Source organism: Nostoc sp., assembly GCF_036917675.1.
Taxonomy (GTDB): Bacteria; Cyanobacteriota; Cyanobacteriia; order Cyanobacteriales; family Nostocaceae; genus Nostoc.
Window position 1 is genome coordinate 438,408 of the sequence record NZ_JBALCT010000074.1, and the last position, 14,683, is coordinate 453,090.

The 14,683-nt window shown below is 40.8% G+C and carries 10 protein-coding genes; 5 read left to right on the top strand and 5 right to left on the bottom strand.

The window, feature by feature from the left end; genetic code table 11:
* The first annotated feature begins 306 nt into the window (after nt 1-306).
* From fabI to V7K31_RS31430, 5 genes are all read left to right on the top strand, one after another.
* Nucleotides 307-1,083 (top strand): enoyl-ACP reductase FabI, encoded by a 777-nt coding sequence (gene fabI, locus V7K31_RS31410; RefSeq protein ID WP_335100414.1) that lies wholly within the window; start codon nt 307-309, stop codon nt 1,081-1,083.
* 129 nt (nt 1,084-1,212) lie between these two features.
* A complete protein-coding gene (hisB, locus tag V7K31_RS31415; RefSeq protein ID WP_335100416.1) occupies nt 1,213-1,848 on the top strand; it encodes an imidazoleglycerol-phosphate dehydratase HisB in 636 nt (211 codons plus the stop codon).
* Nucleotides 1,849-1,976: 128 nt separating this feature from the next.
* Nucleotides 1,977-2,960 carry an ABC transporter ATP-binding protein gene (locus tag V7K31_RS31420; RefSeq protein ID WP_335100418.1) on the top strand — a complete coding sequence of 328 codons (984 nt, stop codon included), beginning with the start codon at nt 1,977-1,979 and terminating at the stop codon, nt 2,958-2,960.
* Nucleotides 2,961-3,361: 401 nt separating this feature from the next.
* A complete protein-coding gene (locus V7K31_RS31425; protein ID WP_335100420.1) occupies nt 3,362-4,831 on the top strand; it encodes an SLBB domain-containing protein in 1,470 nt (489 codons plus the stop codon).
* 1,044 nt (nt 4,832-5,875) lie between these two features.
* Entirely contained in the window at nt 5,876-7,231 is a 1,356-nt protein-coding gene (locus V7K31_RS31430; RefSeq protein WP_335100422.1) for a right-handed parallel beta-helix repeat-containing protein, read from the top strand.
* A gap of 717 nt (nt 7,232-7,948) precedes the next feature.
* Here the strand turns inward: V7K31_RS31430 and V7K31_RS31435 are convergent.
* From V7K31_RS31435 to V7K31_RS31455, 5 genes are all read right to left on the bottom strand, one after another.
* Nucleotides 7,949-10,195: a GumC family protein gene (locus V7K31_RS31435; RefSeq protein ID WP_335100424.1), complete on the bottom strand. Its 2,247-nt coding sequence runs from the start codon at nt 10,193-10,195 to the stop codon at nt 7,949-7,951.
* Between the two features lie 168 nt (nt 10,196-10,363).
* Nucleotides 10,364-10,486 (bottom strand): hypothetical protein, encoded by a 123-nt coding sequence (locus V7K31_RS31440; RefSeq protein WP_335100426.1) that lies wholly within the window; start codon nt 10,484-10,486, stop codon nt 10,364-10,366.
* Nucleotides 10,487-10,703: 217 nt separating this feature from the next.
* Nucleotides 10,704-11,897 (bottom strand): glycosyltransferase family 4 protein, encoded by a 1,194-nt coding sequence (locus tag V7K31_RS31445; RefSeq protein WP_335100428.1) that lies wholly within the window; start codon nt 11,895-11,897, stop codon nt 10,704-10,706.
* A 149-nt stretch (nt 11,898-12,046) separates the two neighbouring features.
* Nucleotides 12,047-13,219: a glycosyltransferase family 4 protein gene (locus V7K31_RS31450; protein ID WP_335100430.1), complete on the bottom strand. Its 1,173-nt coding sequence runs from the start codon at nt 13,217-13,219 to the stop codon at nt 12,047-12,049.
* A 213-nt stretch (nt 13,220-13,432) separates the two neighbouring features.
* Nucleotides 13,433-14,680 (bottom strand): O-antigen ligase family protein, encoded by a 1,248-nt coding sequence (locus tag V7K31_RS31455; RefSeq protein ID WP_335100432.1) that lies wholly within the window; start codon nt 14,678-14,680, stop codon nt 13,433-13,435.
* Between the last annotated feature and the right edge of the window lie 3 nt (nt 14,681-14,683).

Consider the following 14,683-nt stretch of genomic DNA (forward strand, 5'->3'; position numbering starts at 1 on the left):
ACCGTCAACGTTTCTGTACTTTCCTATACTCAAACTAATCTCTTCATAACTCTTTGTTCATAATGATACATAATTGTTGATCCTTTCAGCTATTAATTGTTGATAAGTAGTTCCAATAGCTGTATTTAAAAGGTTTTTTGAAGAACAAATAAAGATATTTTCACAATATCTTTAGGAAAAATCAAGATTTTTGTTAAAGCAAACACTCTTACCAATATTCATTTTTGCAAATCCTGTGTAAAACAAAGACAAAACGTGCCTCAGATTCTAGTATGCTCCTAATGATCGATCGCATTAAGAATTTATATGCTAAATCTGACTGGAAAAAATGCCCTTGTTACAGGTATTGCCAATAACCGCTCGATCGCCTGGGGCATCGCCCAACAGCTGCACAAAGCTGGAGCAAACCTGGGTATTACCTACCTGCCGGATGAACGCGGCAAGATGGAGAAAAAAGTCGCGGAGTTGGTAGAACCCCTCAACCCCAGCTTATTTCTTCCCTGTAATGTCCAAAATGATCAACAGATTCAATCTACCTTTGAGGGAATCCGCGACCAGTGGGGGAAGCTAGACATCCTCATCCATTGTCTAGCCTTTGCCAGCAAAGACGATTTAACTGGAGATTTTAGCCAAACCTCTCGTTCTGGCTTTAACACTGCCTTAGAAATCAGTACCTACTCTCTGGTGCAGTTAAGTGGTGCAGCCAAACCTTTGATGACAGAGGGAGGTAGTATTGTCACTTTGACATATTTAGGTGGTGTCAGAGCAATCCCTAACTATAACGTTATGGGAATTGCCAAAGCGGGGTTAGAAATGAGTGTGCGTTACCTGGCTGCTGAACTAGGTCCGCAAAATATCCGCGTTAATGCCATTTCCGCAGGCCCCATCCGCACTTTGGCATCTTCAGCAGTCGGCGGGATTTTGGATATGATTCATCATGTAGAACAAGTAGCTCCCCTAAGACGCACCGTTACTCAGCTAGAAGTGGGCAACGCTGCGGCTTTCTTGTGTAGTGATTTGTCCAGTGGCATTACCGGACAAGTTCTATATGTAGATGCAGGATATGAAATTATGGGAATGTAAGATAATTTGGGCATGGGGCATTGGGAATTGGGCATTGGGCATTGAGTATTAGTAAAATTTTTGCCCATTCCTCATTTTCCATTACCCGTGCCCTATGCCCCATGCCCCATGCCCCATGCCCCATGCCCTATGCAAATTAGCAAAGTTAATTCAAACTACGACCAGTCAACTAAAACTCCTCGGATTGCCACTGTTCACCGCACCACTGGTGAAACTGATGTACAAGTTACCATCAACCTGGATGGTAGCGGAACTTGTACAGCAGCAACAGGTGTTCCGTTTTTGAATCACATGTTGCATCAAATTGCCTCCCATGGCCTGATTGATATAGATGTCCAAGCCAAGGGAGACTGGGAAATTGATGACCATCACACCAACGAAGATGTAGGCATTACCTTAGGACAAGCTTTGAACCAAGCACTAGGCGACAGAAAAGGCATTGTCCGCTTTGGTAATTTTCTCGCACCACTGGATGAAGCTTTAGTTCAGGTAGCGCTAGACTTTTCTGGACGTCCTCACCTCAGCTACGGCTTGCAAATTCCTACCCAGCGTGTAGGAACCTATGACACCCAACTCGTGCGCGAATTCTTTGTAGCACTCGTGAACCATAGCCAAATGACACTGCACATTCGGCAATTGGATGGCATTAATTCCCATCACATCATTGAAGCAACATTTAAGGCGTTTGCGAGGGCAACGCGGCTAGCAGTGGAAATCGACCCCCGCCGTGCTGGCGTGATTCCCAGTTCTAAAGGCGTTCTATGAAAGCAGTCAAATGGGGCATTGAGCATGGGACGTTAGTTATCCTTCCCCAATGCCCAATGCCCAATAATTGACACACTGCTTGCTGATGGTTATTATCAGCCTACTGGGTAATTAGTGATTTAACCGAGATGAAGTCTGTTGCAGATAACCCTGATTCTCAACTTAATACGACAGACACTCCGCCAGTAGTCCTAACTTCTGAGTTGCGAAAAGTCTATCGCACTGGTTTTTGGCTAAATCAAAAAGTCGTATGTCTCAAAAACTGTTCTTTAACAGTTTACAAAGGCGAAACCTTTGGGTTGCTCGGGCCAAATGGTGCGGGTAAAACCACTCTTTTAAAATTGTTGCTGGGAATTATTCGTCCGACCTCTGGACGGGGATTATTATTGGGTGAGCCACTAGGCGATCGCAGTATTAAGCAACATATCGGCTATCTGGCCGAAAATCCCTATTTGTATGACTATCTCACCGGTTGGGAATTTTTGCAGCTAGCTGCTGGGCTATTTCAAATTCCCCAAAGTGTGCAACGCCAACGCATTCCCCAACTACTGGAATTAGTGGGTTTATCCCAAGCCGATGCCAAAAAAAAGCTACTGCGCCGCTATTCTAAAGGAATGCTACAGCGTGTTGGTATGGCACAGGCGCTAATTAACGAGCCAGAATTGGTTTTTCTCGATGAACCAATGTCTGGTCTTGATCCTGTAGGACGCTACCAAATGCGGGAAATTATCCTAGCGCTCAAAGCCGTCGGGAAGACAATTTTTTTCAACAGCCACGTTCTTAGTGAAGTAGAACAGATTTGCGATCGCATTGCCATCCTCGCTGAAGGTGAACTAATTTGCTCTGGTTCCCTCAATGAACTCTTAGGTGGGGAAAACACATATCACATTAAAGGTCAAGGTGGTGACTGGGAAATTCTCAAAAAATGGATACCCACTCTCAGATTTGAGCCTGATGGTTCCTGGCAAGGTACATTACAAGATGATTATTATGATTTCCTCGCCAGTCTTCGGCTCATGGAAGGTAAAATTATTGCAATGAATTTGTCCCGTCACTCCCTAGAAGAGTTTTTTATTCAACAAATCCAAAGAAAAAATAACTCACTCAATTAGTCTTCTTGCTTCTTGCCAAAGAGTAAATTGTGGGTTATGTTGAGGAACAAAATCCAAAACTTCTGCCTTTTTGAGTTGAGCTTTCTCAACGCAAACCCAGACAAAATAAAATTCCGATCTGTTATCAAGGTTATTTATATTTATTAGTTAACAAAAAAATTATTGTATAAACTGCGTTTAGTTGCGTAAATCCTATATTTTTTGATAATTGCTCTATTTCCGCAGCATTAACTTTAAGTTAACTTCACTAAAAATTCAAATTCAATAAACAAACTTCCTCCGGAAAATCGCACTTTTCGAGGAAAATAAGAGTGTCGGGGAACTTGAATACTTAGGTATAGTCAAAATAAAAATGTTTAGACAGTACTTTATTGATCGTAGTTTCATAGTCTCAGGTAAATATGCTTAACACAAGTTTGTTTAAATTTCTAACTCAGCCAGTTGTGGGTGTGGCTTTGTTAAGTGCTGTCAATGTCGCTGTGCCATGTGTCACTCTAGCTCAGGGACAACCATTACCACCAACTACACAAACACCAACCACATCAACACAATTAGATACTAATTATTCATTAGGAGGCGGGGATCTCATCCGTGTAAATGTATTTGAAGTCCCCGAATATACAGGTGAATACCAAATTCCGCCAGGTGGAGCGATCAACCTGCCTTTAATTGGCAGTGTATCAGTTCTCGGTCTGACAACTGAACAGGCTGCTGACGAAATTGCTAGAAGATATGCTCGCTTCCTGAAACGTCCCTTAATCTCAGTCAATTTGTTATCGCCTCGCCCGATTAATATTTTCGTTGCCGGAGAGGTGACACGTCCAGGAGCTTATACCCTGAGCTTGAGCGGAGGCGCAGGGAACAATCCAGGCGTACAATATCCCACTATATTGGCCGCATTGACAACAGCGCAAGGAGTAACCTTGGCTGCGGATGTGACTCAAGTTCAATTACGGCGTAAAATAGGACGTTCTTCAGAGCAAACCGTCAGCATTAATTTAAAGGAACTCATCCAAACAGGCAGATTAACACAGGATATTACCTTACGGGATGGAGACACTATAGTTGTGCCAACTGCAACCAACTTCAACGTTGCAGAATCCCGCAATATATTTGCAGCTAACTTTGCCGCCAGCCAAACCACACCCCGCACAGTCACAATTATTGGTGAAGTTAACCGTCCTGGTTCGTATCTTGTCACCTCAGGAAATACAGATGCCCAAGGAGGCGCAACCACTAACAGTGGGACTGCCAGTCCCACTGGTTTACCAAATGTGACGCGGGTAATTCAACTAGCTGGGGGAATTACAGCACAGGCTGATGTTCGTAATCTCAAGCTACGCCGACCGACAAGAACTGGCTCAGAACAAGCTATAGATATCAATCTTTGGCAACTATTGCAGAGTGGTGACGCCAATCAAGATATCATTGTGCAAGATGGAGATACGATTGTTATTCCGACAGCAACTGAAATCAACCCCGCAGAAGCGACTCAATTAGCTACCACTACTTTCTCTCCTACACGCATTCAAGTTGGTGTGGTAGGCGAAGTTAAAAAACCAGGGTTAACAGACGTTCAGCCGAATAGCTCTTTAAATCAAGCTATACTCGCTGCTGGCGGATTTAATGATGCCAGAGCTAGTAGTAAGGCTGTTGATTTGATTCGCCTCAACCCTAATGGTTCTGTCACTAAACGTATAGTAAAAGTGGATTTCTCCGCCGGAATTAATGAGCAAACTAATCCCATACTCCGCAATAATGATGTTGTAGTAGTCAGCCGATCTGGTGCAGCTGCTTTTGGCGATACCGTAAACACTGTAACTGGACCTCTAGGTATTGTCTTGAATCTTCTGAACTTGTTCGGACTCTAGTTTAAGAGATAGATGCAAATTGGGGGCGTTGGTCAACCCTTTTCGTCCCTAAAATTGCACTATCCTTGAATCAAAGCTCAATAGTCAAGAGTTAATATCGCTCTTCCATCACTCTCGCTAACTAAAAATCGAAGCTAACTTTTAAACCTTATATAGCAATATGCTTGGGTTAGTGCCAAAAGCCTTAACCCAAGCGTATTGCCTTATATAGGAAGAGGATTGAAGCCTTTATTTTCTAACAGAATGCTATTAATCATGATTTTTTGGTTAAAAGCCTTGTGCCGTAGCAACTTTGGCTTTATTCTTCGCTAACAGGATTTTTTTACACACTTTGTTGTAAGTACTCAAGTTGATTATGATAATGAGAATATTTTAGAAGGCAGAGGCGATAAATGATCCTCTCTGCCTTCTTTTTGGGTTTTTATTGATTCTCATTATCATAAGAATTATTTAAGTAAATTAACCAATTGATAACAGATATACTATCTTACCCACAGATACCGCTTATACACAGTAGAATGATGTCGAATTGGAAATGATGCCATTTGTACGGTTGCTTAGTGTCCATTAATGGCTAACTCTGGGTACTGATAAGTTTTTTTCAGTACTTTTACCAGATAGTTATTGTTTTGTAGAACACAGGGTGAAGGAGGCAGGAGGCAGGAGGTTAATCTTGTAGTGTAGGCTTCAGACCTACACTGATTGCAGGACACCAAATCAGAGATTTGGAGTGGGGCTTAAACCCTTGCTCACCAGAGAGGTCGCGGCACGAGACAGAGAGAGAGTGGTCACTGAGCCTTGCTGAAGTGCAGTATTCCTCCTGCCTACTGCCTCTCTTGCTAAAAATGTATTTCATCCATATTTACGCGAAAATACCCAGGCATAAGCCCCAAAAATCGTGTATTAACTTGTACTCAACCGTTACACGACCGGATCGAATACTGAGTTACTGACTAAGGCTAGAGCTACTGACCGTTGACGATTCAGTTTTTACAACATACCCTATTTTTCCCTATGATGATTCATGGTTTCAGTTTTCTCAGTTTGAGCGCATCTCTTGTACTTCCCTGGGCATTAACAGGTCTGGTTCAAGGACAGAGAATAACAGAGTCTTTAGTTAGAGATGTTCGTCAGTCATCGACTGTTCAAGAAATGCGACTACCTAGCCGCAAGCTGATCAGCAGAGTATCAACTGCGACAACATACTATGTTAGTGGTAATGGAAACGACAGAAATAGCGGACTCACTACCTCATCCGCCTTTAGAACAATTCAAAGGGCAGCAGATCTGACAGACCCTGGCGACACAGTATTGATTATGAACGGAGTGTACACAAATTCACGCAATGCTGGCAGTGTGGTAAGTATTCAACGTTCTGGAAATGCCAAAGCATGGATTAGGTATAAAGCATATCCTGGACATTTCCCAAAAATTAAGCATAATACATGGAGTGGTATCGGGTTGTCAAATGGAGTTTCATATATCGAGATCAACGGGCTAGAGGTCATAGGGAATAATGCCAACATCAGCCTTGGTTATGCATTAAGTCAGAAGTGGAACTCATCAAATCCGCGTACAAATGGAAGCTGCATAAGCATTGAGGGACGCGATCGTCCTGTTCATCACATAAATATTTTAAACAATAAAGTGCATAACTGTGGAGCAGGAGGTATCTCAGTAATCGGGGCTGATTATGTAAAGGTGGATAATAACACTGTGTTTAATAACGCCTGGTATAGTGTCTATGGTAACAGTGGCATTTCGTTGTTGATGAATTGCAATACTGACAACAACCGGGGATACAAGATGTTTGTGACCAACAACAAGGTCTACAGAAATCGCATGTACATTCCCTGGATTGGATCTGGAACAATCTCAGACGGTAATGGCATTATTGTCGATGTTTCAAAACTTGGTAAGAATGGTCCATATCGAGGACGAACTTTAATTGCAAACAATATCAGCTACAAGAATGGCGGTTCGGGTATTCATACCCATGAGAGTGAGCATATCGATATTGTCAACAACACGGCATATGAGAACGGGCAAAGTAAAAACCTTAAAAAAGGGCAAATATATGCTGGTTATTCATCTGATGTCAAGATTTTCAATAATATTATCTCTACTAACCCTGGTGAAAAGGCGAACAGCAACACGAGGAATACCAACGTCACCTATGACTATAATCTTTACACCAAGGGTGCTGTGATCACTGTGATGGGAGCTAATGATATGATTGGAGATGCAGACTTTATGAATCCCTCAAATGCTGACTTTAGACTCAAAGCAAGGAGTGCGGCGATCAATAGGGGTTACTATTGGAAGGATTTGAAAACTGATTGTACAGGTAAACCTCGTCGTGCTGGTAGATATGATATTGGGGCATACGAATATCGGTAATATTTATATCATGTCCTGCTATCTGTCGATAGTTCCGTCAGGCTTAAGTCTACGCATACACAAAATTAGGACTTACGCATTGACAAGAGAACCAAAATATGTATAGTCGGAAAACGGATATCTGTACTAGGGGCAATTCATAAATTGCCCCTACGCCGGGTATATCTACCATCAAATAATGATTAATAAAAGCCTAAAACGGCCTATTTTGGTAAATGCATACCATGATTGTTTTGTACAATCCATAAGTCCTAAAAATTAGCCCTTTCAAGCTGAACGTTTGTACTATTAAATAAATGACGTTTTAACCCGACTTTGGTATGTTGGCGTATGCGTAGGCGTAGCCCAACCTAGGCATCGCTTAATTTACACTCAAAAAATTTGGAGTTTAATGCATAAATTCTTTGTTGAATTCCAGCCGATGCCTGAAATGCCGTAAAAAGTTTGATAGTACATACAGCAGATTTCAAGGAAGGTGAATTACACCATCTAAGCCTCAAAGCTAGGCACATAGCCTATTTTAATTCTGAATTCTGACGCCTCGCCTCGCGTGAGCGTCTCCGGCTTTGCTCCTGAATTCTCCTGTATGCTGGCCTTCAAAGGGCTAGTCCTAAAAATAATAAACTTACGAAGGCAGGCTTATTATTTTCTGGCTAATTAAACAGACATCATATACCAGTTATGGTGTTCAGTTCACTTATGAGATAAAATCCTCGTTTATACAGAGCTTTTGTCTGGAATACGTTTTTGTTGCTTAACCACTTTTGTCAAATCTTGATGACTAAAGTATTCTTTAGCATGGTTGAAATAACTACTAGATTCATTTTTATCAATAATACCATTCACGACTAAACCTAAGACGTTGTGACGGGATCTCTCTAGCATTTCTTCAGCAGCAGCTGCACTGTTAGAATCAATTACCTCTGGTCGAGCTACTAACAAAATCCCATCAGTCATTTGGCTTAAAGTCAAAGCATCAGCTGCCAAAAGGAGGGGAGGAGCATCAATAATCACAAAATCATAGTTATATTGAGATGAGAAATTTTCAATTAGTGATGCCATCCGTTTTGAGTCAAGCAAAGCAAGTGGGTTGGGAGGTCTAACTCCAGCAGTTAAAACATCAAGGTTATCCATTACCTTAGATACAGCAATCTCAAATTCAGCCTGACCTACAAGAACCTCACTCAAACCAACTGCATTGGTTAGTTGCCAGAGATGATGCTGAGAAGGAATTCGCATATCTGCATCAACTAATAAAACTTTACGTCCTAGTTGAGCGATCGCTGCCGCTAAATTAGCTGAAACTGTAGACTTGCCTTCTTTAGGAACTGCGCTAGTTACCACAATCGTTTTGAGTACTTTATCTGAACTCAGGAATTTCAGATTGGCTTGAATCATCCGATACATTTCACTCGTTAAAGAATGGGGAGTGTCTCTGACGGCAATTGTTTGAGCTGCTGATTCTGCATTTGAATAACGGGAGCGAACTTTTTTAACAGACAAAGGAACAATTCCCAGCAAAGTATATCCAAATACATCTCTAACTTCTTTAAGTGTTTTTAGAGATCTATCTCTCATTGATAGGAAGAGCACTGTTGTGGTAGCAAAGAATAAACCGAACAGCACTCCTAGCACCAAAACAATTATTTTTTTGATTAGTACTTGCTTTTTGGGTACTAAAGCCTGAGAAATAATCCGAGAAGTAGCTGCATTAGTATTTTCAACTAACTGTAATTCTTGAACCTTTTTCAATAGAGTTTGATAGGTCGATTCTGCGACTTCAACTTTCCGTTCTAACTCCCGCTCATTCTGTGCCAACTGGGGTATGAGTTTCACTCGCTGTTCGTAGCTAGAACGGGAATTATATAGAGAAGAGAGTCTTTTAGTTAAGCCAAAACGCTGTATTTCTGACTGGAGAAAACTTTGGATAAGGCTTTGTCTGAGTTGGCCAACCTGCAATTGACTCTGGGGAACTTCTCTTTGATTGCCAATAGTCTGACCAACTTCCTGTTGCAGGAGAGATTTTAAATTAGCTTTTTTTGCTTCTAGGTTAATAACTACGGGGTTGTCATCTAAGAAACGGCTACGCTCAACCGCTAACTGCCGATCAGTGTCTTGAAGTTGTGTCAGAACTCCCTGTACTGCCGGTGACTGACTAAGGGCACTCACAGCGATCGCGTCCTGAGAATTTAGCTCTACTTTCTGCCGCAGTTCATTGGTTTGGGCGTTTACCTCATCCAGTTGAGCCTTAACAGTATCCATCTCACTGTCTAGATTTCCAATAGTCGTAACGGCTGACTGTGTTTCCGCTGTTAAATCTGCAATCTGATGCTTTTGTTTAAATATACGTAGTGCTACTTCTGCATTATCAACAGCAGCTTGAGTTTTAGGAAGCTGCTTGGCCATAAATTGACGAGTTGCTCCCGCCTCAGAGCGATTTGTCGTAATATCATTTTCTAAATAAAAATTCATAATTGTGTTGACCACTGCCGATGCTTCTTCAGGGTCATGGCTGCTATAGGTAATTCGCAAGACATCTGTCCCACCAAGAATTTTTACAGTCAGGGCTTTTAGTAGCGCTTCTACTTCCAGAGGTTTACCTTCGTTGTCTTTGAGTTGTAGTTTGTCTATTGTCCGCTGCAAAAAAGTAGGCGAAGAAATAACTTCTATCTGACTGCTTATAGGATTTTGAGTTGCTACCAAGGGTTTCAAATCTCCTGTGTCTCCTCCTTCAGCGAAACTAGGCGAAAGGCTAGTTCCAGCTACTTTAAAAGCGGGAACTCTGAATAACAGTTTTCCTTCTGCCTCATAGGATGGCTTCATAAATTGTGTAGCTATAGCACTGAGCATAACTGTAGCTACAAATATCGCAGTAGCAGGTCGCCACCATCGTTTCAATATCAATAAGTAACGACTAAGGTCTAAATCAATAGATTCTCTAGATTCCATAAATTTTTCTGACATAAATCTTCCAAAGTACAGGTCTTAAGCAAGAAACTAAAAATTGACTTAGAGCAGTGGCAAACCAGTGCAATTGACAAGACTGATATGATTTTACAAATAGTATAGACTATTGGAGTTAAAAATTTAGTTCCCATTTGCTTGGGGCACAAATCTGACACAGTTATTGAGCTATTGAGCAAAAACTTTGATAAATTTAGGATTTGGGTGAGTTAAAGGTATCCTAACTGCAACAGCATAAATCAACCCTTGAGCAGTAGGACGTTCAGTTAAAAACTTTTTGCCATTAGCCATTAGGATTAAAATTTATTTCTGGATTATCAAAGGCTTAATTATTTTTCCTCAAAGAAATAATATTATATGGCTCTACCACTTGTCAAATCACTCATGCTAGCCTACCCAAAGTTCATCAGCCAAGTAAAACACTTGCCGTCTAGTCAGTCGGCAATTTTTGACCATAACATCTACTCACTACTCAAGCTCACTTAATAGTGATTCTGAAAAGTAGCTACTAGCTTTGCCAGATTTTATCATAAGCCTCTAACAGTTTCGGAGCTTGATATTGCCACTCCAGGATCTCCTCCATTCTGCGTCGCCCCTCGGCTCCTATCTTTTCTCTACGTTCAGGAGAATCTAGAAGCTCCAGAATTTTGTCTGCAAACTCCACCTCATCATTAGGCTTGGCATAAAGAGATGCTTCCTGTGCAGAACGTCTTCCCTCTCGCAAATCAAACTGGACAATTGCTTTTCCCATCGCCATGTATTCGAGGATTTTATTCATCGTGCAGTTTTCGTTATAAGCAGATGTTGGAGACGGTTCTACACACACGTCGCAACTGGAAAGCCGCTCTAAAAGTTCTTCCCCTTGCTTAAACCCTGTAAATTCTACGAATTCAGTCACTTTTAACTCTTTAGATAAGTCCTTGAGTTTTTCAGCCGCAGGTCCACTACCGATCAGCATAAAGTGAATATCAGAGCGATTTTTTTTCTTGACAATGTAATCTACCATTCTCAGGAGATAATCAATTCCCTCTGGTTCGCCCATCACACCCATGTACCCTACCAAATAGTTTCTACCTCTACGGTATTTGGGGTTTGGTGGCATTCGGCGAAAGCGCGAAAGGTCAGGCGCACTGCGAACTACAAAGACCTTCTCTGATTTCTTGTGCCCACGGTTAAGAGCTACTTCTCGGTGTGACTCGTTCGTTGAAATTGCCATGTCTGCTGTGGCATAGGTCAACCGTTCAGCCCAACGTAATCCATGATAAAAAATATCGCGCCGTTGATACTTAGCTTCATACATCTCCGGACTGAGGTCATGATGATCAAAGATCACCCATGTGCCATGAAATAATTTAAACCATCCTGCTACTAAGAAAAGTAAATCCGGCGGATTACAAATATGTATAACATCAAAACCACGCTCTCGCCATACCCTTTGAGTTAGACGGAATTGCCAGTTAATCGCCCAACTGTACTCTCGGAGATAGCCAATGACCGAACTTTCTTCCGGTGGTAAAGGATGACGGTAGATGTGAATCTGCTCAATAACTTCGTAGTCTTTTTCAAAACCATTACCTGTCGGTGAAATTACGGTAACTTCATACCCAGCTTTTTGCAAAGTAGTTGCTTCCATCCATACCCGCCGATCAAAGGGAACTGGCAGATTTTCAACGATAATTAGTACTTTCTTTGGTGATGCCATAATAATCTCAATTTTTAATTAGTTTAGTAAAACACTCACTTGTCAATTATAAAATCTACCTTACTTTGGGTAACTTCTAGTCATACCTGGTAAAACTGGGCTGCATAACCTATATATTTGCATCCTCACCACTTTTAGTCTTACAGTTATTAGCTGTTTACACTCAATTGATCATCTGAATTTAACACTGAACGATATAAATCAAGGAAAGAAAGCCAGTGATTTTTAATATCAAGAGGAAAAACACTTGTTCTCGCCTTAGATCCTAGAGAAAGCCTCAGAGTCTCATTTTCAATCAAAGACTTAATGGCATCTGATAACTGCTGAACATTACCTGGATTAACGATTAATCCATTTTCAGATTGAGTAACTATTTCAGGTATACCTCCTACTGGTGTAACTATGACTGGTAATTCCCAGGCCATTGCTTCCAGCATTGATAATGGAAGACCTTCATTGTAAGAGGGCAATACAAAAACATCTGCTTCAGTTAAAAGAATATCACGTTCATGTGAACCTATCCAGCCAGGCAATTTGATATAATCTTCTAAATTTAAAGTCGTAACTAAATTGCGTGCTTGTTCTATCTCTCCATCTCCTGCCATGATCAGACTAGATATACTTTTATGTTCATTGGGCAAAAGAGAAAAGGCTTCGATCAAATCAAATGCGCCTTTACGTTTACCAATTCGTCCTAAAAAAAGTAAGTTTGCTTTTTTAGATCCTGAACGGTGTGGAACTTCAGCAGGAATTTTTACTGGATTATAAAAAACTACAACTTGTTCAGGCTTCAGACCAAGGTTTTCTATGTAGAAACTTCTCCAACTTTCGGATAATACAATTAAGCGTTGACACTTGCAAAATACCCAACTTAGCAATTGCTGTAGCCATTTTGCAAGTTCAGCATAGAAAACATGAAATTGACTACCGTGAGCATGTAGAATTATCCGCTTGTGAAATACCCAAGCTAAAAGTACCATAATTGCCTGTCGTAAAACACTGCCGCGCTGTGAAATTTCAAGTTGAACAATATCAACTTCTTCCCTGATTAACATCCACAAAAATTTATATATAGCGCTCAAGAATACCATGATTTTGATTGCTATAGCTCCTTCTTGGTGAGTAATAATATGACAGATGTCAACTTCAGAAGGAGCATACTCCAAAAAAAGCTTCTCGTAATTGGAAATGCCACCCTGCTGGAGTAAGCTAGGACCTAACAGGATAATCTTGATAGTTTTAGTTCGACACATCGGCTGTACTTTTTCAATAATTGGGCTATCCTGGGTTAATGTCTCAACAAAAGAATCAGAATTTATCATTGTTTTTAAAAGACCAAAGTAATTGCATGAAATCTTGTTAAAATCCGATTATTTTCTACTTTATTGTAGAGTTGGAAGGTTTTCCTGGAAAGGATTCATTTGTCCTGCTCAGAAAACGATTATAGCAATTTTCATTTGGGATAAATGTCAAGCACAAAAACAATGGCTTCAGAGGCTTTTTGCAATATCTATGCTATGAATTGACCTTTTTTTTCATGATTTTATTTCTTTTTCATGTTTCATTCTCACTGAGAAACATGCCGCTACATAAAGTATCCAAGTCAAACTATTCGATTCCAGTAAGTTAGATTCAGTAAGGCTAGCTATAAATATATATGTCATATGTATAAGTGGCCAAATATCTAATGCGCTATTACTACCACGCATCCAAATGAATCCTTGCATGTAACTGCGCCAAAATCCTAAGAAGAATAACCCTAACCCTAGAAGACCCAAATCAAGGCAAAGAGCCAGATAACCACTGTGGGGGTGGTTTGGGGTCCATCCAGCATTGAGCCAAATATAAGCAGATTCGCCATCCCATCCTTGCCAGAATCCGCCATAACCATAACCGATCCAAGGATGTTTCCAAATCATATCGATTACTAATGGCCACAAGTCTGTTCGACCCGTCAGTGTCGCATCTTTACCAATTGAATTTAACAGGACACCAGCGTTATTAGATAACCAAAAATATAAAGTTTGGCTGATAGTTGCCATCATTATTAGGGTTGGTACCATCACCTGGTATGGCCAACGCCAAATTTGAAAAGCAAAAAATGCCAATACTATAATTAATAGATTAAATACAGATGAAGTCGAACCAGCAAGCAGTAATAGTAGTATTGACAAGCTAAACCCCCCCCAGAAAAGCCAACGATGTCTTTGACTTCGTTGATAACCAAGGATTAAAAAAACTATACTACTGGTTACCATCCTTCCTCCCAAACCGTTTTTGTGCGTGAAAACTCCACGCCACAGTGGTTTACCAAGGTCGCTCTGTATCCCGTATTTAGGCAAGGCTAGAGCGAAAATGAAACTCAACACTATAATAATCCCAAAAGTCCAAGCAAGTAAATAGAATTGCTGTTTTAAGCTGTATCGCGAAACAAAATACAGACCAAATAAACTGGAACCAATGAGAGTCAAACTATTTTTTAATGTTGTTGAGGGTTCAAAAGACCAAATAATAGAAACAGCAGCCAACATTAATAAAGAATAAAGGAAGATATCTTTACTAAAGACAAGGACATAAAGAGTTTTCTTCCAACGCAAAACTAGTAGTAATAAGGTAATTGCATAGATGACGAAAAAAACAATCCGATTCAAGGAGCTATCATATTCTACCGCCTCATCCTGTCCTGCTCCCCCTGACAGGATGAGAGTTAAGATTGCCCCTGAATAAACTAGCAAGGCTACAACTGTGAATCCCTGCTCCGCATAAATTAGTAGTTTTCTCATAAA